Genomic DNA, 23,294 nt, shown 5'->3' on the forward strand with positions numbered 1-23,294 from the left:
CCTTTCAATCAATTATACAGGTTAAGCGGCCCCTCCAATTACTCCGCGGTTTTAAGCAAGTTATCCACAATAAAATCAAGCTGTTTGTCTAACGAATAAATATCGTTGTAGAAAAATAAACCAAAGCTCATATCAATCAGACGTCCTTCTTTGACTGCGGGGATGTTATTCCAAATTGAATTGTCTGACAGATCAACCATTCCTTCAAAGGAAGAACGGAATATATAATCACCCACATATTCAGGTAATACTTCATAAGAAACGTCCTTGCTTGTTGCATCGCTTCTTGCATTTTCAATTTCACGTTGCAAGACTTCAGGTGCTTTCATCCCTAAATACTGATAAATAATCTGCGACCCCCGGCCATAACCCAAGCCTGTCATTACAGCCATGGAACCTTTGTTACTTTCCATAATTGTGACGGTTTTATCCAAGATACCTGCTTGTTCAAGTTTTTCCTTGCTTTGCTCAACCTTTTTGTGAAGGTTATCTAACATTTCCTGAGCTTGTCCCTCTTTACCCAGAATTTCTCCAAGCAAATTCATACGTTCTTCTACTGGCAGGTCATAAGGAATATATACTGTAGGGGCAATCATTTTAAGTCCTTCATATATTTCTTCATTGGTAACAATAATGAGATCGGGATTAAGCGCAGTTACTGCTTCCGGGTCCGGATTAAATGCTCCTAATGAGGTGGCACCTTCCAGTTCACTCGCAAAAGCCGCTCCTTCTTCTACAGAAGAGATCCCCACAGGATTTACGCCTAAAGCAAGCAAATCACCCATTAAATACAGGACAACTACTCGTTGTGGATTAACCGGTACTTCAATATCCCCTTTTAAGGTGGTTACGGTCTTCATTTGAGATTGTGTATCTGTATGGTTAGCGTTGTTGGCCGCTACCTGATTCGTTGGCTTCTGAGAACCTTCATTGGCTGCAGGACTTCCTGCCCCACCATTTGAACAAGCACTAAGCAATAGGGTTAAACAAAGTAATAATGTGATAGCCAAGGGTGTCTTTCTACTTCTGTACATCAATAATTCCTCCTCAAATATATGATGATTATGATAATCATTATCAATATATAAGGAAGTTAGATCCTGTACAATGCCTAATCGTGCCACAGTCGATGGTACATTAGGACTTTCATGCTGCTTTCGATAACGAATAGGTGCAATCCCCATATATTTCTTAAATATTTTAGCAAGATAATAACCATCCGGATAACCAACAGCCTTGGCAATTTCCTGTAAAGTAGCATCTGTAGCAAGCAGCAGTTCCTTCGCTTTGTTCATCCGGATTTGAATGACAAAATCAATCGGACTATAACCAGTCTGGCGTTTGAATAGCCTTGATAAGTGACGTGAACTGCTATCCATAAGCTCTGCTAACAAGTCCATTGTGATGGGTTCAGCGTAATGTTCCTGCATATAATATTTCATTTGTGCAACCAGGTCTGGCTTTATTGTTGGCACGCGCCCATTGTGGATCTGCCATAACAACTCGTATACAAATTGATAAAATAATGACTTTACACGGAACTGTTCCAGTGCCTCTTGCTCTTCCCAAGCTGTCATCATGTATTGTACTTTGCTTAACAAGGAAACAGGCTGATCAGGTGCAAAGCAGTATTGAAGCTTGAAGGGATTACGGTGCTCCATCAAAGCCAAAATATCCTGACGCTCAGGTAGCGGAATGATGGCTTTGTAATAAATCATATAATATTCAAGGAACTCTTCAACAGGCAAAATGTTCAGGCAACAGCCCTTCCCACCATGCAAAACATGGAATCGTGAGACCTGATGATCTTTTCCATCCAACCGTATAACAGCATTGCCACGCACCGTGTATAAGAAACAGCTCGCAGGGAATCGATAGGAGTGAAGTCCCTCCTTCCTTTGCATAGTTATATGGCGAATATCCATTATTTTAATAGATGCCTTGTTCCATATTAAAAGATGTTCATTGAAATGTAAGATGGCTTCCCAGCTCCTTAAAATCATTGGTCATATATTAGTCAACAGAGAGTCAACTTGCATGCAAAATAGGGGCCGGATCACCCACTAACGTGAGTACCCGACCCCTTTCTTTAATATACATATGAATATACAGACCTTAATCAACACTTTAACAGATCGAAAAGAAACAGTCTATATTTTTGGGAAAATATTCTATATATTTAGGTTGCTGGCCGGCAAAATACAGTTGAAACGGAGCTTAAGTCGATGATGTCCAACAACCATCTTACTCATGAAGAATTACAGGATTATGTGCACAATGTATTTGGTGCCAGTTACCTCATAACGCAGATCGCAAGAATACATGGAGGCGCACAAAAAGTCATTTACAAAATTGACTGCACGAATGGTTTCACTTGTATGCTGTACGTTTGGGATATTTCCAGCAACTATTTTCAGGAAGAGATCTTGAATGAACCCACTTTCCACAGTTCCTATGGCAGCGAACTTTTCTCTTTGAATACTCGCTTTCTCGCTCAACATGGAATTCGAACACCAATCTTGTATGATCTAAATAACGATAGAGACCGGCACTCTTATGATTTTGCTCTTGTTGAGTATGTGGATGGACAGAAAGCCGAAGCGTATTTCCAGCATAGAAATCACAAAGATCGGGATGAGTTGTTTCAACGGATCAGGGATATGTTGTCTAATATGCATAACATCCAAAGAAACGTTTATGGAAACGCCAACGATAACAGTAAAAAAGCTGGGCCTTGCTACCAAGTTCAACGGTTGGATGCCGAAACAGCCTTATCCTATGCATCCAAACACATGACAGATATAAGGAAAAATGACGAAAGGTTGCTTGAGAAACTTTGCGAATTGGAAGCAGCAATTCAACCCAGAGATCTCTATAGTTTCATTCATGGAGAGTTAGGTCCAGATCATATATGGATAGATCATGCTATGCAACCATGCCTTATTGATATTGAGGGCGCAGGATTCTTCGATCTCGAACATGAGCATAGCTTTCTGGAGTTTCGATTTGGAGACTTTTATCATTACTTAAAAAATAACGATCTCGACCCGGAGCGGATGACATTTTATCGATTTTGCCATCATTTGTCCTTGATATCAGGAGGACTGAAACTGCTTCACAGACAATTCCCCGATCAGCAATTCGCTAAAGGGCTTGCAGAGTATCATGCCAGATGTGCAGTTCAAATGCTTTCATGAATATGGATATAAGCCTGGAAGGAGATTTGAGCATGGAGTTTATTCACGAAGATGAAAAACTTGCAGTGAGCGTTATTCAAGCCATTCACACTGGAGATATTCCAACGTTAGAGCAACTGCTGGCAGAGAATCCGGGATTGGCAAAGATAAGAATATTGGAAAGAAAGCCTGACAACGTAGATGCAGACTCTAGTATCTCTCGAACGCTGCTGCACGTGGTGACGGATTGGCCGGGGCACTTCCCTAATGGAGCCGATGCCGTGCGAGTATTGACCAAGTTTGGTGCGGAAGCGAACGCTCCTTTTGTCGGTCCAAACATCGAGACACCTTTGCATTGGGCTGCAAGCTCCAATGATGTTCAAGTGCTTGATGCCCTTCTTGATGCTGGCTCAGACATTGAAGCGCCTGGCGCGGTGATCGCCGGTGGCACGCCGCTGGACGATGCTATTGCTTTTGCACAATGGGATGCAGCACGGCGCCTGGTTGAGCGCGGCGCGATCTTTGCCCTTTGGCATGCCGCCGCCCTTGGAGATATTCACGCCATACAAGAACATTTTAAAGGATCCAAACTCCCGGAACGTTATCCTTGGGGAACAAGCACCTCCCCTTCTCCTCCCGATGCAGTAACCGTTGCCTTCAGGTGTGCTTGCCATGGAGGTCAAAGAGAAACAGCCGAATGCCTGCTTGACCAAGGCGCCGAACTGAACTGGATTGCCAGCTGGGATGGAATGACTCCACTAGACACAGCAAAACGCAATTTTTCAGCTGAACTGATCCCGTGGCTTGAAAGTCAAGGTGCCAAATCCGCTAGCGAGATTCACAGGTAGATGAATGGCTAGCATAGAATTGCCAATCGCCAGCGGCTGCGAATATAGTTATGAGGAGAATCCGGTGGCCACTGGGGAAGTGTAGAAGACTCCAACAAATATACACAACGAAAAGGACATCGCCACTTGAGCGATGTCCTTTTCGTTGTGTGGTGATTCTAAAACCGTGAGAGGCGACAAGGGTCTAATTCATTTCTTGATTTGCCATCAATAATTTCACTTGCAGCCAGATTCGCAATCAGCGGCGCCAGCGTAATTGCAGAATGCATTAGCGTCAGATAAAGTCCATTCATGTGATCATGGAAGCCCACAATCGGATAACCGTCTTCAGGCATGGGTCTCCATCCAACTTTTATACTCTCCAGTTCCAGTTGATTACCGTGCTTGAGACTGCGACGCAATGTGTCGTAAGCTCGCTTACCGACCGCCTGTGGTCCATTTGCCTCCGACTCGTCAATATAGTCTTCCGCAGCCAGTAGCGTATAATCTGTCAGTTGACGCGCTTCAAATTGCTCATTGGAGATTAATGTGTGTATCCGTTTATTAGCAGTTTTCATCCGAATCAGAATTGAAGGTGACGAAGTTACCGGCACGTGACAACCTAACGGGTTACAAAGTTCGGGTGTACCTGTTCCTGCAGCCAATACCACAACATCTGACTCCACAAAACCCTTGGATGTATGAACACCAACCAGATGGGAACCCTCTTGCTTCAGCTGTGTAACGTTGGTGTCGAACTGAATCTTTGCTCCGTACTCTTGCGCTTTGCTCAACAACAGCTCCGTTACCGCTATAGGGTCCACCGCACCTTCTTCGCTGACAAACATGGCTTCATCCGGATATTCCTTCAGATTGGGCTCCAATGCCTCAAGCTGCTCCCGGTTTAATTTTTGAAAGTGTTGCTCCCTTAGAGGCGGAGTGTCCCAAGTTAGCGCGCCATTCCAATGAATTTTCAGTTCGGACAACTCTTGCTGAAGTGTGTGATATTCTTCCACAGCTGCATCGTACAAATGCCAGTATTCAGGAGCCACTCTATGCGTCGTATGTATCCAGGCAAATGATTTTTCCGTGACTTCACGCGCCGCGGCTGAGTGGCGTTCAATAACAGTTACATCTTGATTTCGTTTGGCTAGATGATAGGCCATACACGCCCCAACAATCCCTGCACCAATGATCACAATTTTTTGTTTATTCAAAACTAACTCTCCCTTGTCACCCTATCCCCCCAAGGAATCGATTCTCCGTGGTTCGGATTGGTGTGCTCCTTTTTCGTCTTCTTCGCTGTACAGCTTCTCCATATGCTGCATATGGCCGGCTCCCCAGTCGCTCATTGTCTGGAGCACAGGTTTCATGAGCTGTCCGTACTCCGTAATCGAGTATTCGACCTTAGGCGGAATTTGAGCATATACTTCGCGATGCACAATATCGTGATACTCAAGTTCTTTTAACTGCTGGGTCAGCATCTTTTTCGAAATATCTGGAATGGCTTTTTGTAATTCGCTGAACCGCATTGTACCGTTGCTCAGCAGTCGTAGAAGAATCAAAGATTTCCATTTACCCGTAAGGATATCCAAGGCCGTTCCGAATTTGCAATATACCGTCATTCTTATTCCTCACTTTCTGACCATACCCGGGTATACTTTTGGTTACCTGGTTAGGTTTAAGTGCCTACTTCCAGATTGGGCCTTCTCACTTTAGTATAGAGGCAGATATTAAAATCGAGCAAGTGAGGGGATAAGAAAAGATGAATGTAACGTTATGGATCGTACAACTTATATTGGCGCTAGGTTTCATATATTCAGGATGGATGAAAACCATTCGTATCGAGTCGTCAAAAAAGACCTGGGCCTGGGTCAATGATGTGCCAAAAAGTCTAGTTATTTGGATCGGTATCGCGGAGCTACTAGGAGCGCTGGGCCTTGTTTTGCCTTGGGCACTGAACATCACTCCGGTGCTTACGCCGATCGCGGCAATCGCTTTGGCTACGGTCACCCTGTTCGGGATGCTGTTTCATATTCGGCGTAAAGAGTACCGGGAGCTCGGCGTTAATATCTTCTTTATAGTTCTGGCATTGATCATAGCCTTTGGAAGACTATAAAGGAAACGGGGCACCGATGCGCTGTGCAATACGAACCCCATGTTTCGGGTGCCTGGTTTCCGGTGAACGAACCGCTATCGGCCTGTGTGCCACATCCCGCCACAATAAAGACCATGCACATGGAGAATTCGGCGATTTTCTTTAGATCATGGAGAGGTCATGACATCAAACATTTTTCGCCTTTATACTCGAAAGTTATGAGAAGAATCCGGTACTACCGGGGAACGTTCTGGAAAGTGACAAAAAGCCACTAATATTATTATATAATAACCTCACCACATAAAAGGCTGGCTTCAACAGCTCATGGAAGGAAGACAACTCTCTATTGAAAGCAACCTTGAATGTACAAGAACACATACTCATCTGGAATTGTGCATCGCTCAAAATCATGGATGTACGACATATTGTCATACAGGCCGACGAGTGCGTACGTCCTTACCTGTTCCCTGCCAGCGCCTTTTTGTACGTAACGGATGGCAATGCAACCGTGATCTTAGACGGAAATGAGCATGCTACCAAACCATTTTATATGCTTCATGGGGGCAAAAACACCCGTCTGGACATCATCCTAACGGACGAATCCTTTCATTATTACCTGATTTTCTATAAAGCCTCCTTACCGCCGCCTGGCAAGCAGCATACACTTCAACAACCGGATCAACCATTGCCATTCCACCTCCAGTACGGTTTTATTCCATATCATCCTGCCATCCTCTACGAAATCACTGAGCGAATGCTGGGCGAGTGGAATAAACCGGGACGCTTGGAGCGACTCCATACCAAAACACTATTCTATCAATTTGTATATGAATTGCTCAGACAAATGGATCAACAGCAGGTAAGCATTGTTAGGCCTAACCTTGCTTCTCAGCTTATTCGCTATATGCAGGAGCACTACGCCAAGCCGCTGACGCGGGAAACCCTCGCTCATACATTCCATTACAGCGTCCCTTATCTGTCCAAGTACTTCCGACGTGAAACTGGCGCAAGTCTAATCGATTACTTAATCGGTATTAGGATGAACAAAGCAGTAACGCTGTTGCAAAAGACCGAGTTATCTCTGCAAGAAGTCGCTGCAAGCGTCGGATATGCTGATGTATCCTATTTTATAAGAATGTTCAAAAAACATACGGGAGTCACACCAAAGCAATTCAAGGATGAGTCCGGACAAGTGACAAAAGGTTCTTATCGTCCTATCCTTAGGCTTCGATCATCCATTGCTCCGCGTAAACTCCGTCGTTATATTGATATCAGAGATGATAATCATTATCAACATAGCGAAAAAGGAGATTTACGGATGTATAGAAGCAAACTACCTGTAGGAATTACCCTACTGTTGTGCCTAACTCTATTGGTTAGCGCATGTTCCAGGCCAGCAAACACGAATGGAAGCACTGGCAGTACGCAAAGTCCAATTGTAGGTGCAGAGAGTAATATCAGTAACACCACAAACGGAAGCTCGGAGATGGTAACCTATTCTGCGGTTAACGGTGAAGTACAAATCCCCAAAAAACCTCAAAGGGTCGTAATGGTTGCAGGAGCCTTTACCGGTCATTTGCTAGCTCTTGGCCTTAAGCCTGTTGGAACTGGTGATGAGTCCTTTAACAGTTATACAGAAGGAAAGCTCGATGACGTTGTCAACATCGGTAACGATGTACCCTACGAGAAAATCATGGAGTTGCAGCCAGATTTAATTGTCGTTTGGAATGACCCTGAAACGATCGAAAAGCTGTCCAAAATTGCGCCGACCGTCGCTGTTGAATATGGAATACCTCTACGGGAGCAATTGATGGATTTTGGCAAGATGACTGGTAGAGAAGAGCAAGCGAAGGCCTGGATCGCAGAGTGGGATGCTAAAATCGCTGAATACAAACCACTCGTGGAGCAAGCGGTAGGTGATCGCACGGTTTCGATTTTTGATACGGGAAGTGCCAAAGAATTTTATGCCTACGGGAGCTTTGGTAGAGGTGGAGATATTATTTATGGAGAGTTTGGCCTGAAGGCACCGCCGATCATTCAGAAGGAAGCCATCGATAGCGGCAAAGGTTGGGCCAAGTTATCACTTGAATTGTTACCACAATATGCAGGAGATTATATCTTTGTAAGTGGATGGACAGGTGATGAGAGTGGAGATTCCGTTTTTGAAGGTCCTATCTGGGATAACCTCCCTGCTGTCCAGAATAATCACGTTTATCGCGAGGAAAGCCGTGGCTTCGTGTTTAGTGACCCAATTTCGTTGGAAGCCCAACTTAAATTTGTCATAGACAGCCTAACCAAAACAGAGTGAAATTGAGTAGGCCACGGTATGTACGAGGCGAGGAGCAATCCTCGTCTTTTTATGTTTTTGTATAGTCCTTATCTTTCATTTGAAGAGAGTTTGAAAACAAAAGCACACACATAAACAGGGACCTCTCACCATGTTGGCAAGAGTCCCTGTCTTTAAACTTGTTATATAGCCCATTTTCCGTTAAGTGATGGTAAGGCCCCCACTTGCATATCCGGCTACCGTTGTAGCCACATCAATTCCGGCTGTTACTGATGCTGAGAACACCATAAGCAGGCGGTCACCAGCAGATACCGGAATACTCAGTCCTGTAGTCACCCCGCTGGATATTGTACCCAGTGCCAAAATGCCGGTCAGTGGAGGAGCTAAAGTTACCAATGCACCCGGTACAGCTGTAAAGGAGTTATTAGGTGTAGTGGATCGGAATAATTGTGCAGTTAAGGTTACTGTAGATCCAACCAAACTAAGTCCGGCTGTTGTGCTGAAATAAGCGGCCAGTGAAGTAATCGTTCCTGCACGCGATGCTGAGAAAGCAAAGTTAAGCAATGTGCCTGCAGCGCCTGTGAGATCAATAATTCCTCCGTTAACACTTACTCCGGTAGAACTGTTGCCAAAACCAACTAAACTGGAAGTATTCAAAAGTCCACCCAAAACTGTAGTCAACACAACGGGAAGTCCTGATGCATAAGGAATAATTGTTCCAGAACCACTCGCACCCGTAGCCCCGGTTGTACCTGTTGCTCCGGTTACACCTGTTGTACCTGTTACACCCGTTGTACCTGCTGTGCCTGTTGCTCCCGTTACTCCCGTTGTACCTGCTACGCCTGTTGCTCCCGTTACTCCAGTTGTCCCCGCTGTGCCTGTTGCTCCCGTTACTCCCGTTGTACCTGCTGCGCCTGTCGCACCGGTTACACCCGTTGTACCTGCTGTGCCTGTTGCTCCGGTTACTCCCGTTGTACCTGGTGCGCCTGTTGCTCCTGTTGCTCCTGTTGCTCCTGTTGTACCTGCCGTGCCTGTCGCTCCTGTTACACCTGTTGTACCTGTTACACCCGTTGTACCTGCTGTGCCTGTTGCTCCCGTTACTCCGGTTGTACCTGCTGTGCCTGTCGCTCCCGTTACTCCGGTTGTACCTGCTGCGCCTGTCGCACCTGTTACACCCGTTGTACCTGGCGTGCCTGTCGCTCCGGTTACTCCGGTTGTACCTGCTGCGCCTGTCGCTCCGGTTACACCCGTTGTACCTGCTGTGCCTGTCGCTCCCGTTACTCCGGTTGTACCTGCTGCGCCTGTCGCTCCGGTTACACCCGTTGTACCTGCTGTGCCTGTCGCTCCGGTTACTCCGGTTGTACCTGATGCGCCTGTTGCACCTGTTACACCCGTTGTACCTGCTGTGCCTGTCGCTCCGGTTACTCCCGTTGTACCTGCTGTGCCTGTTGCTCCGGTTACTCCCGTTGTACCTGCTGTGCCTGTCGCCCCCGTAGCCCCGGTTGCACCTGTGACTCCCGTGATGCTTGGGGTTTCACCCAGCAATTCGGAAGAAACCAAACGATGGGCTGTTACCAAAGCGCCTGTGCTGCTCTTACCCCATACGGATACTTGCACAGGATCATTAACCGTCGCTGTCGTTGTAAAAGTAAACTCGAAGGCATCAAGATTCGCAAAATAGTTGTTGGTTACTACTTGATTGGGTGCGATGTCAAAAGACTCACTGACATACAGGACCCTCATTCCACCACTCATGTAATACCCTTGTATTTGTATGGTTGAGGTACTCACATCACTACGGTTATCAATTTTGACAGTAACTGTCTGAGTCGGTCTTACACCGCTAACAGCATTATTTTCTATTGGCCCTGTTGATAAAAAGCTCATCGCTACATCTCCTCTTTTAGGGATTTCTGATCTGCTAGATGTTATTAACTGTTTTTTCGTGCTCTACCACTCGGTGTGCATCAACCAATTGTCCAGAGGCTTGTTTGCCCCACACTGAAATCCCTACTTCCTCCACACCTTCCACGTCTGTTCCAAAAACAAACTCAAAAGCAGCTAAATCTGCAAAATAAGTTCTGGTCACTGCTTCATTAGGAGCAATACTGATTACTTCACTCACATACAGCGTTCTTGTTGTGCTTAGCACATACCCCTGAATGGATACTGTTACAGAATCCACCTCAGCCCGACTTACCAATCTAATCGTTACCTGTTGGGTCGGTCTAACCCCGGAAACCGGATTGTTTTCAATCGGCCCAGTTGACAAAATAGCCATTTTTCCCATCCCACCTTTATGAACCTCTGACTCTAGCAGTATTTGGCATAAGCTCACTCGATAGTAATATTCAAACACTCAATCAACGGTGTGGACAAAACACAGGGGGCACCCCACCATTATCACTTAACAACCTTCTACGCTCAGGGCTTTAGCTATACAAAAACTGGAATATGTACAACAAAGAGAAGAAATTATGCAATGTCAAAGTTGGTCAGCAAGTAAGAGTAGATTTTGTTATGTAACCAGGATCGATTCCCGAAAAAAACGAAATGACCGTCCCCCTGGGAGATTCCAGGGAAACGGTCACAGCTTAAGACGTCTTTTTCTCGTATCTAACTCATGGGGCGAGTAAAGCTATGCTTGAAAGTGTAGTTTTATAGAATACGAGATCGTATTTTACCATCAAGCCCAATGTTAAACACATAGAATAATAATGGTCTTCTTCATCCTCTACTAAAAAATAGAAAAAGATTGTATTATCTTAAAATTGTGATATGATATCGTCAAGTTAATAAACATTTAAAAGAAAATATGAAAAATAATTACATTTAAATGTGACCAAATCTCTTTCTTCGCCAAATTTCAGTGTTCTAACCTATTTTATTGAAAGCGATTACAAAAAGAAACCTGACAGATTATAGCTTTTCTAATCGCACCACAGATGCAGGCTTACTTCGGGTTATAGCCACTCCCCTTGCTGCCGTGACCACATACCCGGTGCACAGGTTGTCTGGCTTAAACCATATATGACAACATGAAGACTTATCCTAACAGCCAACCTAACCATTATTTCAAGAAGGGGGTGACATGAGGAAAATCTTTTCGTTTTTTCGGCATTTCATCATCTCAGCTATTCTGAATTTCAGCTCACCAACTAATCCAATCTCATGGAGGCGAAACGTATGATTCGTAAACCGCTAGTTTTGTTGTTGTCGTGTCTGCTAATCTTTGTCACCCTGCCCGTTGAATCGAGCCATGCAGCCAATGCAGCCGTTGCCAAACTTCCTGGAAACTCTAATCCCCTCATCGATCATAAACTGGGAGCCGATCCTTATGTGCTCGTCCATAACAATCGGGTCTATGTCTACATGACAGGTGATGCATATCTGTACAACAGTGACGGCTCTGTCCGAGAGAACCAGTATAGCACGATTGGGAAAATTAACGTCATTTCCTCAGCTGACATGGTGAACTGGACAGACCATGGTTCCATCCCGGTAGCGGGTGCGAATAATGCCAATAATGGACAAGGAATTGCCAAATGGGCTACTCAGTCCTGGGCTCCTGCCATGGCGAAGAAAACCATTGCTGGCAAAGAAAAGTTTTTCCTGTACTTTGCCAACTCGGGTGGAGGTATTGGCGTACTCACGGCTGATTCCCCCATTGGACCGTGGTCCGATCCAATTGGTCGTGCCCTCCTGACTCACGGTACACCGGGTATGTCCGGCGTAACCTGGCTCTTTGATCCGGCTGTACTTGTCGATGATGATGGCTCTGCTTACTTGTATGCTGGAGGCGGCATTCCGAACGATACCAACGCTGCTTCCATTGCCAATCCCAAAACAGCTCGGGTCATTCGTCTCGGTGCCGACATGACCAGTGTGGTGGGCAGTGCTGTGACTATTGATTCTCCTTATATGTTCGAAGATTCTGGCATCCACAAGTATAACGGCAAATATTATTACTCCTACTGCATCAACTTCGCGGGAACACACCCCACTGCATATCCAAAAGGTGAGATCGGATACATGGTCAGCGACAGCCCGATGGGGCCTTTCACGTATAAAGGACACTTTCTGAAAAATCCCGGCACGTTCTTCGGTGTAGGCGGCAATAACCACCATGCCGTGTTCCAATTCAACAACGAATGGTATGTGGCGTACCATGCGCAAACGGTAAGCAAGGCATTCCTCGGTGATGGTAAAGGGTACCGTTCCACACATATCAACAAACTGACACATAATGCGGATGGAACAATCCAGGAAGTTCAGGGGAATATGACAGGTGTACCTCAGACCACTAACCTCAACCCGTATGTCCGCGTGGAAGCCGAAACCATTGGCTGGCAAGCAGGAATTAACACTGAACCGAGTCAAGCGAGCGGTGGACCTGTAGCCAATCAGAATGTCACTAATATTCATAACGGGGATTGGATCGCGGTTGGCAATGTTGATTTTGGCTCAGCTGGAGCCTCCAAGTTCAAGGCCAATGTCGCTTCTACCGGAAATGGCAACATCGAGGTTCGAGTGGACAGTCCGACAGGCCCACTAGTTGGAACACTTAACGTAAGTTCAACTGGCGGTTCGCAAACTTGGCGCGAGATGGAGACCAATGTTACCAATGCTACAGGGGTACATCGTTTGTATCTGGTGTTTACAGGCTCGGGCAATGGAAATCTGTTCAAACTGGACTACTGGCAGTTCACATCCGGTTCGGGCGGCAACCCTAACCCAAACCCAAATCCTAATCCCAATCCAAACGTTACCCGTTACGAAGCCGAGAATATGACTCTTGGCGGCCAATACGCTGGCGTAATCAGTTCCCCTTTTAATGGAGTCGCTCTTTACGGGAACAATGATTATGCAGCATACAATCAATATTTTGCATTCCCAACCCATCAATTCTCTGTCCGCGGCGCTTCCAACAATAATAGTACAGCCCGTGTTGATCTGGTCATCGGGGGTGTAACCGCTGGTTCTTTCTACTTCACGGGAACGGAGCCGACCGTTCAAACCCTTACCGGCATCACTCACGCTACAGGCAATCAGGAAATCAAGCTGGTCGTAACAACGGATAATGGCACTTGGGATGCTTACATTGATTATCTGGAGTACTCGCTTTAATTCATAGGACATGATCAATTGGGAGGATAGAATATGTGGAAAAAAATCAGTGCTCTTCTACTCGCTCTTCCTTTGCTTATAACATCATTCCCTTTGACAAGTCCGGCAGCTTCGGCCGCAACGTTCAGCAATCCGGTTATTTACGCGGATGTTCCTGACAGTGACGTCATTCGGGTAGGCAATGCATTTTATATGACAAGCACAACGATGCATATGAATCCGGGAGTCCCGGTCATGAAGTCTTACGACCTGGTCAACTGGAGCATCGTAAACTATGTATACGATACGCTTGGAAACGGGGATATACAGAATCTGAACAATGGACAAAACGAGTATGGGCGTGGTTCCTGGGCGAGCAGCTTGCGGTACAACAACGGTATATATTATGTGGCCTTTGGCTCGCTTTCTACGGGCAAGACGTATATTTACCAAACCAGCAATATTGAAACAGGACCATGGACACCTTACACATTGAACAGTTATTACCATGACCCCTCCCTTTTGTTTGACGGGAATCGAACCTTTCTTGTTCATGGCAGTGATAACATCAGTATCGTTGAGCTGACACCTGATGCCAAAGCCGTTAAATCCGGCGGGCTCAATCAGGTCCTGATTCCAAACGCGAGCAGTGTAGCCGGCTCCAACATGATTGTAAAGGCAGAAGGAGCACACATTCAGAAGATCAATGGTATGTACTATGTATTCCTGATTGCCTGGCCTTCGGGTGATGGTCGCATTCAGCTTGCCTATCGTGCAAACACATTGACAGGTCCATACACAGGTAAAGTTGTACTCAGAGACTCGGGAATCGCCCAAGGAGGCATCGTGGATACCGCATCCGGCGCTTGGTACGGCTTGCTGTTTCGTGATAGCGGAGCCATTGGACGCATCCCCTATCTCGTTCCTGTGACGTGGTCTGATAACTGGCCTGTGTTTGGGGTGAACGGCAAGGTTCCCCTTAACATGAATATGCCCGTTGAAGGTCAGCCTGCTGCCAAAATCTACGGGTCCGATGAGTTCAACGCAACCACATCAGGCACACCCTCAGTAACGCAACTGTTAGTGAACGGCGGCTTTGAGGAAAGCAGCATTCAGCCGTGGACCAGCAACAATACGGCGAACATCACCGTAACAAATGCCGAAGCATTCAGCGGTACAAAAAGCCTGCTCGTCAGCGGCAGACAGCAGACAGCAGGCGGAGCCAAACAGATGGTTACAGGCAAGCTGGTACCTGGAAGAACATACTCTTTTTCGGCAAAGATCAAATACACTACTGGTCCTGCAACCAAAACGTTCAATCTTAGCATCCAGAACGGTGCAAGTTATACCGGAATTACCATTATGGGCAGTGCGACGTTAACTCGCGGACAGTGGGGTACCATTCAAGGTACGTATACCGTTCCGTCAAATGCAGACCTGTCCCAAAGCTTTATTTTTGTGGAAACACCGTATAACTCGAATCCGGACCCGACCAATGATTTGATGGCGTTTTATGTAGATGACGTCTCCCTGACGAGCAATTCATCTTCCGGTACATCCAGTCTCGGTACTTTCTGGCAGTGGAATCATAACCCTGATGCTGCCAACTGGTCCCTGCTCCAGCGGCCCGGTTTCATGCGGTTAACCGCAGGCAAAATCAGCAAAAACCTGTTAGAAGCCCGCAACACCCTGACACAACGAACCTTTGGTCCAAAAAGCACGGGGATGACCGCTTTGGATACAGCCGGCATGAAGGATGGTGATTATGCTGGACTCGCTGCTTTTCAGGCCAAATATGGTTTTGTCGGCGTAAAAATGACGGGCAGCACCAAATCCATCGTTATGGCTAATGCCAGCTCCGGCACCATGACTGAAGTAGCAACTGTGCCATTAAACCAGAACAGAATCTATCTACGCGTCATCTGTGATTTTACGAACCAAACCGACAAAGCCTACTTTGCTTATAGCCTGAATGGTAGCAACTGGACAACCATTGGCAATACACTTCAAATGTCTTACACCCTGCCACACTTTATGGGATACCGGTTTGCACTATTCAATTATGCAACGAAGTCTACCGGAGGATATGCAGATTTCGATTATTTCCGCGTAGAATAAATGTAGTTTTATTCGGTTATTAATTTTTCGTTTATTGATCAGGACCTGGACTTCACCATGTGTGGAGTCAGGTCCTTTTCAGTACATTTTTTATGAAGAGCTTCAGCTTTTAACTTTTAAAAATCCCGGAACAAGTGTTAATTCAACAATTACGCGAGCTGGAGCGGGACGGCCTTGTCACCAGACATGTCTACCAACAGATGCCTCCCAAAGTAGAATATGGACTTACAGAATATGGCGTTACCGCCAACACCATCGTGGATGTCATGTGTGCTTGGGGGAGGGACAATATTGCTCTCAGGCAACAACGGGGCGAAGATATCGTATTGTTGGAGAACAACGATTCCGAATCTTGATTTCACAGTTGCACATTCCCCATACATTATGTAGGACATATGTCTCTTTTTCCACGAAAACGATTAAAAAACCTTTATATTCCAGACAAAATGATCGATATACAAAATGGGGCACCTGAATATCCCGTGTTGAGCATTGGATTCACATCTCACAAAAGCAACACGGGAAACAAAATGATACATACGGTAGCGAGTAAGAGAAGAAGAGAAGCTCTGTCTGGTGAGATGGCAAGGGCTAACAAAGGAGTAGTCATATGAAGGTACGAACGAGTCAAAGAGGAAAAACACACAACATCTACATGAACTTGCTGTTATCTGTTCTGTTGTTGATTAGCAGCATCCCGCTGTGGCCGGTCTCAAAAGTGAACGCCGCAGATGAGGAACATCATCTGTTATCCCTGAACCGGCCTGTGTACAGTTCGTCATCTCTGGGCGGCAATACGGCAGATCTTGTGGTTGACGGCAACAAAAACAGCCGCTGGGAAAGCATATGGCAGCAAGATCCGCAGTGGATCTATGTTGACTTAGGCACGGTGGCCTCCATCTCGGGCATCTCCATCCAGTGGGAAAATGCGTATGCTTCCGCCTTTAATCTGGAAGTATCCAACGACGAGGTCAACTGGCAGTCTGTTTACTCGACAACGAAGGGGCAAGGCGGCCTGACAGAAATTGAGGTCACAGCGGAGGCACGATATGTGCGCTTGTTCAGTCATCAAAGAGCGCAGCCAGCCTATGGCGTCTCTGTATACGAATTCAATGTATATGGGACGGGCGGAGCAAATCCACCTCCCAAACCATTAGCAATGAACCTTGCACTAGGACAACCGGTTACAGCGTCTTCGGAAGAAATTGATGAGCCCAGCCGTTCAGCCGAGGATAAAGCCAAAATGGAAAAAGGGAATTACGAAGCACGGAATGTAACGGATGGCCGTCCGGATACACGCTGGTCTTCCATCTACAAGGATCAGGAATGGATTGTTGTAGACCTTGGACTAATCCGGGAGATCGGGAACGTATCCCTACAATGGGAAAACGCTTTTGGACGTGCATACGATATTCAAGTATCAAATGATGCAGACCAGTGGACTACATTATACCGGGAACTGCACAGCGACGGTGGACGGGATGAGATTCCGGTATACGCCGAAGCACGGTATGTGAAATTAGCCGGACTTGGCAGAGGAACAACCAACGGATACTCCCTGTACGCATTCGACGTCTACGAGTATATCGAAGGCGATGCCAAACCTGTGCATACAATTCCGAATATCCCTGAACCGTCCTCGGTAAAGGTGGGTTCCGGGAGTTACGCTGTAAATGACATCACCATGCTGCAGCCGAAAAACCCGAAAAATCGCACGGCTGACATCACAGCGCCCCTCCCTTCCAATGACTGGTGGCAGTCTATTCTTGTATCCGATCTGGGGGATGGCAACAGTTTGGTCACACTCCCGCTTAAAAGCAGATATACCAAACAAGGACTTCAACTTCTGAATCCCGGAGCTGGTTACGTTTCGGCTGATGGCGGTTCTATGGACGCTGACGGTGAACCGGATCTGATCATGAGCACCAGCAATATGAACCCGGCTGAGGTAAATACCAAGGTGACGGGATATGGGGATTATTCCGCAACGATCATCATGAGCGATGATGACACAGCCAAAATGAATACCACGTTTGTGAAAGGTTCCCCTTTCCTGTACAACACCTTCGATAACCCGGATACCATTATTGTTCGTTCTCCCAACATCACACGTCTCTTCGATGATCAGAACCGTGAAATTGTTCTGAATGATGGAGAATCGCTGACGGCCGATCATATCGGTGTTGAAGTAACCAATCAGGACAGAGCGCCCACGCCTCAGACCTTTACAAGAAACTACGGGATCTTTGCACCTGAAGGAACCGTATTTATGAAACTTGGCAATACGCTCAAAATCAAGCTGGGCCAGAGCGAAGACTATCTGTCACTCGCTACCCTGCCGTCCGCGGCAGAACTGTCTTATTATTACCGGCATGCCTACGCCTTTGTAACCGATACAACAGTGGACTACAATTATAATGAGAGCACTTCACTGGTAACGACTACCTTCAACTCGGTAACCCGGACGAAGCGGGCAGGCTTTTCATCCGAGACAGTGATGGCCTTGTTGCCGCACCAATGGAAACTAGCGACTACTCCGGTAACGGAGCTTGCTTACCCTTCCATTCGCGGCATGATGAAAGTAAGTGAAGGCAATACGTTTACGACACAGGATCGATTCTATGGCATTATTCCGCAATTTGTGGAGCCAGATGATCCAACCTACTCGCGTGCACAATTAATCAGCTATCTGGATCAGCTTGACGCGGATACGGCAGGCAATCTGATGAGCGAGGATCCTTACTGGCAAGGGAAAAAGCTTCATCCGCTTGCGCTGGGTGTGCTCATCAGCGACCAGATAGGAGATACGGTACGACGAGACAACTATCTGTCCCTGCTTCGAACCATTTTGACAGATTGGTATACCTATTCGCCGGACGAACCTTTGCACTCGTATTATTTTTATTATTCGGATGAATGGGGAACCATCTTCCCTTACGGTAGCGGATTCGGTGTTAATACCGGATTGACAGATCATCATTTCACCTACGGTTATTACGTTTTTGCATCGGCTGTACTGGCCACATATGACAAAACATTCTTGCAAGATTACGGCGACATGGTTGAGCTTCTGATTCGGGACTATGCCAATCCTTCACGGACAGATGATCAGTTTCCATGGCTTCGCAATTTTGATCCGTACGCTGGTCACTCCTGGGCAGGTGGTTACGCCGATAATCGCAGCGGGAATAACCAGGAGGCCGCAGGAGAAGCGCTCTTTAGTTGGGTCGGCCAATATATGTGGGGTGAGGTGACAGGCAACAAAGCCTATCGCGACACCGGGATCTGGGGCTTCATGACCGAAGAGAAAGCTGCCGAGCAATACTGGTTTAACTATGACGGGGATAACTGGCTGGAGGATTACCAACACGCTACGATAGGTCATGTGTACGGCAGCGCCTACCTGTATGGAACGTACTTCTCTAATGAGGCGGAGCATATTTACGGTATTCACTGGCTGCCGCCAGCGGAATGGATGACCTATTATGGACGTGATCCGCAGAATACTAAGGCTCTCTACAATGGTCTCATTAAGGACCTGGGTGGTCAGCAGGAGCGCACATGGCAGCATATTATCTGGCCATTCCAGTCCATTGGAGACCCGCAAGGTGCTCTAGCCAAATGGAATACGAGCGAGATGCAGCAAAATGAAGTCTTTAACGCGTACTGGTTCATGCACAGCATGGCTTCTACGGGAACACGCACGATGGATATATGGGCAGATGATCCGGCAGCAACCGTGTATGAAAAAGACGGCGTCTATACAGCGCAAATCTGGAATCCGTCCGACACTGTCAAAACAGTTCATTTCTACAATGCCCATGGCGCTTTGGGTTCGGCTACCGTGTATGCCAAAGCGCAAGTAAAGGTTAACCCGCTGGAACATTCCGTCGTTAAACAGCCGGATGCCTCTCAGGGTGTAGTCTATCTCGATCGGAGCCAATGGACCATTACGGCATCCTCCAGTTCGGAGCCGGTAGAGCGCATGGTGGACGGTGATCTGACTACACGCTGGTCATCCGGACAGATTCAGAAACCTGGCGATTGGTTGCATATCGATCTGGGTGGCGAACAGTTTATGGATACGGTATTCATGAACTCCGGCAACAACGGCGGTGATTATGCTCACGGGTACGAAATCTACGTATCCAAAGATAACGAGAACTGGAGCGAGCCTATTGCAGAGGGAGCAGGAACATCTCCAAGTCTGTCCGTTGATTTGGGCATGCAAACCGCCCGTTATGTCAAAATTGTATTGACTTCCTCTGCAGACAGCTGGTGGTCGATCTCTGAACTCAAGCTTGCCCGATTTGGCAAACTTGAAGCAACACCAGAGCTCCCACAGCCCGTACCGCCTCCAGATCGCTCTTCATGGATCGTAACCGCCTCCTCTACTCAAGGAGCAGATGTTACAGCCAATATGCTGGACGGAAGTTCAGATACACTATGGACAAACGGTAGGAAGCAAACCAAAGGACAATGGATTACCATTGACCTCGGCCAAAAGAGTTTTTTCGATGCCATAGAATTGGACCCGGGCCATGCGAAAGAAGACTATCCGAGACAGTATCGGATTTATGTCTCGGATGACGGTGAACACTGGGGCACATCCATTGCGGGCGGCGAAGGCACGCCTGGACGCATGTCCATCACCTTCCCTGAACAGCAGGCACGTTATGTGAAAATGGTACAGATCGGGGATTCCGATCAATGGTGGTCGATCTCCGAGTTGTTTGTTCATCATAATGGAACGGGCAAACAAAAGAGGCTGCTGCCAGATGGCTGGTCCGTGACAGCTTCCTCCGGAGACGATGCAGCGGCTATACTCGACGGCTCGGACCAAACACGCTGGACCTCCGGTCAGACTCAAACAGGCGGCGAATGGATTCAGCTTGATCTGGGAGCCTCGCAGCCAGTGAATCGGATTGTGCTGGACAGCGCGCACAGCCGGGAAGACTTTGCTCGCGGTTATGAAATATATACTTCTCTGGATGGAGAGCATTGGGGAAAAGCCTTGGCTTCGGGTGAAGGATCAGATGCGCTACTTTCTATCGCTTTTACACCGCATGAGGCACGTTATATTAAGGTCGTACAGACAGGTACCGATTCTCATTGGTGGTCCGTGGCTGAATTAGAGGTCTATACCGCTGATCAGACACCTTGGATATCCGGGGAACAGGATCATCTGCTACCTGTTGAACTGGATCGAACATCATGGACAGCGACTGCCTCCACCTCTGAAGATGTTGCGGCGATGCTCGACGACGATCTGAATTCACGCTGGACCTCTTCATCTGGTCAACATGGCAATCAATGGGTCCAGATTGATCTGGGAAGCAAGCAGAGCTTCAGCCGCTTGACAATGGACTCAGGCAGCAGCAGCAACGATTATGCTCGCAGCTTCCAGTTCTTCACTTCTGAGGATGGCGAACGTTGGGAAGGGGTTACGGAAGCACTGGGAACAGGACCTGTCATCTCACATACGTTCTCCAAACAAACGGCGCGATACATCAAAATTGCCTTGACCGCGGACACTCCCGAGTGGTGGTGGTCCATCGCCGAGTTAAAACTTTACCATTAATGTTATCATGATCTCTCCAACCATCTCTCTCCCGTCCTTGCGGGGCAGAGGTGGTTTTTCTTGATAAGGATGAAGCATACCTCATGTAAACTTCATGTTCCATATATCACCTTTATAGTAAGATATAGATTAATGTAAATATTATTAATTTCTAATCGATAAGGAGGGCTTTATTTGAAAAATATAATTGTCTTTGGTGCAAGCAAGGGATTGGGCGATGCATTTGTCAGAGGTGTGCCACAATCCGGTGATAAGGTCTGGGTGGTCTCCCGCAGCAAGCCGGAAAGTCTGTCCGTGGAGGATGGCGTCGAGCGAATATGGATTCAGGCTGATCTTTCCGAGCTTCAGGCCGCAGAGCAAGTTGCCAGCCAACTTCAAGGCGAGACGTTGGATGTGCTTATTTATAACGTGGGGATCTGGGAAAAGGAAGGATTTGAAGAGCACTACACGTTTGATAAGGATGAACCCGCAGATATCAGTCAGCTGATCCATGTGAATGTGACTTCTACAATTGTATGTATACAGGCTTTACTGCCTCAGCTCCGCCAGTCTGAAGCAGGCAAGATCATCCTGATTGGTTCAACAGCCGGTTTGAGCAATGCAGGCAGCAGCCAGGTTTCTTTTGTCGCCTCCAAATTTGCCATACGGGGTATTACGGAAGCTCTAAGAGAACATACGAGGAATGACCGCATCGCGGTGACATGCATCAACCCGGGAGAACTGGCGGCAGAAATTCCGTATGAAGACGGGATGGAACGTGCACTGGCCGAGTATGATGGGACCCGCATTCCCCTGCAGGATATGGTCTCCATCGTTCGATGTATCATCAGCTTGTCCAAAGCGGCCTGCGTAAAAGAGATCAACATGCCTGCATTAACGGATACGAACACCTAGATAGCAATGACATCTACACGCCTCGATCGGTCCGTTCACCGGAGTGCGCTCTGTATACACATGCTGGACAGAAGCCCGTTTACATTAATACATGCGATAAGTGCGCAATACCTATAGAATTCAGACGTTCATGCTCAGGGATATTTTCATATAACAAATGGGATTTTCCGGCCTTGTCCAGGTGATCACGCATAGCTGCAATTCGTCCTTTGTTAACATCAATAAAACGAAAATCGATTTGGCGCAAATGCTCCAGCCCGGTCAGTCCAGCAAACGAATCCGCCTTGAGCGCCGTATTAATCTCTTTCAGTTCAATAGACTCCAAAGCACGGGCTGTCCATAGATGTGTCGTATCCCGCAACGATTTCATATAGTCCAGTTCGAGCTGTCTGAGAGAGGTCATATGGGAAAAGTCGCATAACTGCTCCAGCTTGGGCAAGGACAGATGCAGATATTCCAGCCCGCGCATCTGTTCGAGTCCCTGAATACTCGTCAGTTTGCGAACAGAGCTGAGCTTCAACATCGAGATGGTCGACTGTGTCAATACATCCAGTCCGCCTTTTAACTCGCAGTGATCCAGGGACAGATACTGAAGCATAGGCAGTTCCGCTAACACATCAGCACTTTCGATCGTGCAGTTCAGAATGAGCGTATGTAGTTGGAGACATGCCGCAATGGAAGCAAATCCGTTGAATTTGCCACGCAGTTCAAGAAAGGTCAATCGTTTGTAGTGTTTAATAAAATCGAGCCCAGTCGCCTTTGCAGGTGAATTCAATCTTAAGAACTGCAGTTGCTCCATCGCACCCAGTATCGTCAAATCCTGAGCCTGCGAAAGATCAAGCTGCAAGGCAGACACATGTTTCAACTGTGCCAGTCGCCCCAAAAATCCGGATGAATATACCCCTTTAGGGTCCATATGTGATATGTGTAGAATCAGATCCGGCCGGGCAAAGAATACTTTGGCATCGAGCTCGGCAAGGTCCTCGTATGTATCCGCGTCAACGCGAAAATGAACCGTTGCTCTGCGACGCAACAGATGCACCGCCTGGTGCATCTTTTCGGCATTCCATGGAACCCCCTGTATTGAAGCTTGCCATAACTCACTCACAAATAATCCCCCTTTTCCACCCATAGTTCCAATTCATTCCATTATAAACAAGATCGCCTGGATGAACCACTACCGATCCCCGTTTTTCATTCCTTTCCT

At 47.0% G+C, this 23,294-nt stretch carries 15 protein-coding genes; 9 read left to right on the forward strand and 6 right to left on the reverse strand.

Features of this window, described 5'->3' with window-relative positions; genetic code table 11:
- Window positions 1-38 precede the first annotated feature (38 nt).
- The gene (locus tag V6668_RS21980) at window positions 39-2,003 is read right to left on the reverse strand and encodes an AraC family transcriptional regulator (RefSeq protein ID WP_338706679.1); all 1,965 of its coding nucleotides are present in this window, start codon (window positions 2,001-2,003) and stop codon (window positions 39-41) included.
- A 222-nt stretch (window positions 2,004-2,225) separates the two neighbouring features.
- Here V6668_RS21980 and V6668_RS21985 point away from each other — a divergent pair, with 222 nt between their 5' ends.
- Together V6668_RS21985 and V6668_RS21990 are read left to right on the forward strand one after the other, a co-directional pair.
- The gene (locus V6668_RS21985; protein ID WP_338706680.1) at window positions 2,226-3,197 is read left to right on the forward strand and encodes a phosphotransferase; all 972 of its coding nucleotides are present in this window, start codon (window positions 2,226-2,228) and stop codon (window positions 3,195-3,197) included.
- Window positions 3,198-3,229: 32 nt separating this feature from the next.
- Complete coding sequence (locus V6668_RS21990; RefSeq protein WP_338706681.1) at window positions 3,230-4,024, forward strand: ankyrin repeat domain-containing protein; 795 nt, start codon at window positions 3,230-3,232, stop codon at window positions 4,022-4,024.
- Window positions 4,025-4,182: 158 nt separating this feature from the next.
- Here V6668_RS21990 and V6668_RS21995 read toward each other — a convergent pair whose 3' ends face one another.
- Complete coding sequence (locus V6668_RS21995; protein ID WP_338706682.1) at window positions 4,183-5,220, reverse strand: FAD-dependent oxidoreductase; 1,038 nt, start codon at window positions 5,218-5,220, stop codon at window positions 4,183-4,185.
- Between the two features lie 21 nt (window positions 5,221-5,241).
- Window positions 5,242-5,628, reverse strand: a complete 387-nt coding sequence (locus tag V6668_RS22000; RefSeq protein ID WP_036615280.1) for a winged helix-turn-helix transcriptional regulator — start codon at window positions 5,626-5,628, stop codon at window positions 5,242-5,244.
- A 140-nt stretch (window positions 5,629-5,768) separates the two neighbouring features.
- On the opposite strand from V6668_RS22000, the gene V6668_RS22005 reads away from it, so the two are divergent.
- On the forward strand, window positions 5,769-6,122 hold the full coding sequence (locus V6668_RS22005; RefSeq protein WP_338706683.1) for a DoxX family protein: 354 nt from the start codon (window positions 5,769-5,771) through the stop codon (window positions 6,120-6,122).
- A gap of 388 nt (window positions 6,123-6,510) precedes the next feature.
- Window positions 6,511-8,409: an AraC family transcriptional regulator gene (locus V6668_RS22010; protein ID WP_338706685.1), complete on the forward strand. Its 1,899-nt coding sequence runs from the start codon at window positions 6,511-6,513 to the stop codon at window positions 8,407-8,409.
- Between the two features lie 180 nt (window positions 8,410-8,589).
- Here the strand turns inward: V6668_RS22010 and V6668_RS22015 are convergent, their stop codons facing one another.
- Together V6668_RS22015 and V6668_RS22020 are read right to left on the reverse strand one after the other, a co-directional pair.
- Entirely contained in the window at window positions 8,590-10,275 is a 1,686-nt protein-coding gene (locus V6668_RS22015) for an exosporium glycoprotein BclB-related protein (RefSeq protein WP_338706686.1), read from the reverse strand.
- A 34-nt stretch (window positions 10,276-10,309) separates the two neighbouring features.
- The gene (locus tag V6668_RS22020; RefSeq protein WP_338706688.1) at window positions 10,310-10,669 is read right to left on the reverse strand and encodes a hypothetical protein; all 360 of its coding nucleotides are present in this window, start codon (window positions 10,667-10,669) and stop codon (window positions 10,310-10,312) included.
- A gap of 905 nt (window positions 10,670-11,574) precedes the next feature.
- Between V6668_RS22020 and V6668_RS22025 the strand changes: the two genes are divergently transcribed.
- The 5 genes from V6668_RS22025 to V6668_RS22045 all read left to right on the forward strand — a co-directional run bounded on the left by V6668_RS22025 (window position 11,575) and on the right by V6668_RS22045 (window position 22,087).
- Window positions 11,575-13,515 (forward strand): carbohydrate-binding protein, encoded by a 1,941-nt coding sequence (locus V6668_RS22025; RefSeq protein ID WP_338706690.1) that lies wholly within the window; start codon window positions 11,575-11,577, stop codon window positions 13,513-13,515.
- Between the two features lie 33 nt (window positions 13,516-13,548).
- On the forward strand, window positions 13,549-15,612 hold the full coding sequence (locus V6668_RS22030; protein ID WP_338706692.1) for a family 43 glycosylhydrolase: 2,064 nt from the start codon (window positions 13,549-13,551) through the stop codon (window positions 15,610-15,612).
- Window positions 15,613-15,734: 122 nt separating this feature from the next.
- Window positions 15,735-15,968, forward strand: coding sequence for a helix-turn-helix domain-containing protein (locus V6668_RS22035; RefSeq protein WP_338708986.1), 234 nt, complete (start codon window positions 15,735-15,737; stop codon window positions 15,966-15,968).
- 254 nt (window positions 15,969-16,222) lie between these two features.
- Window positions 16,223-21,193, forward strand: coding sequence for a discoidin domain-containing protein (locus tag V6668_RS22040; RefSeq protein ID WP_338706693.1), 4,971 nt, complete (start codon window positions 16,223-16,225; stop codon window positions 21,191-21,193).
- A 174-nt stretch (window positions 21,194-21,367) separates the two neighbouring features.
- Window positions 21,368-22,087, forward strand: coding sequence for an SDR family oxidoreductase (locus tag V6668_RS22045; RefSeq protein WP_036617480.1), 720 nt, complete (start codon window positions 21,368-21,370; stop codon window positions 22,085-22,087).
- Window positions 22,088-22,166: 79 nt separating this feature from the next.
- Here V6668_RS22045 and V6668_RS22050 read toward each other — a convergent pair whose 3' ends face one another.
- The gene (locus V6668_RS22050; RefSeq protein WP_338706695.1) at window positions 22,167-23,195 is read right to left on the reverse strand and encodes a hypothetical protein; all 1,029 of its coding nucleotides are present in this window, start codon (window positions 23,193-23,195) and stop codon (window positions 22,167-22,169) included.
- Between the last annotated feature and the right edge of the window lie 99 nt (window positions 23,196-23,294).

The sequence above is a fragment of the Paenibacillus amylolyticus genome (assembly GCF_036894225.1).
Taxonomy (GTDB): domain Bacteria; phylum Bacillota; class Bacilli; order Paenibacillales; family Paenibacillaceae; genus Paenibacillus; species Paenibacillus amylolyticus.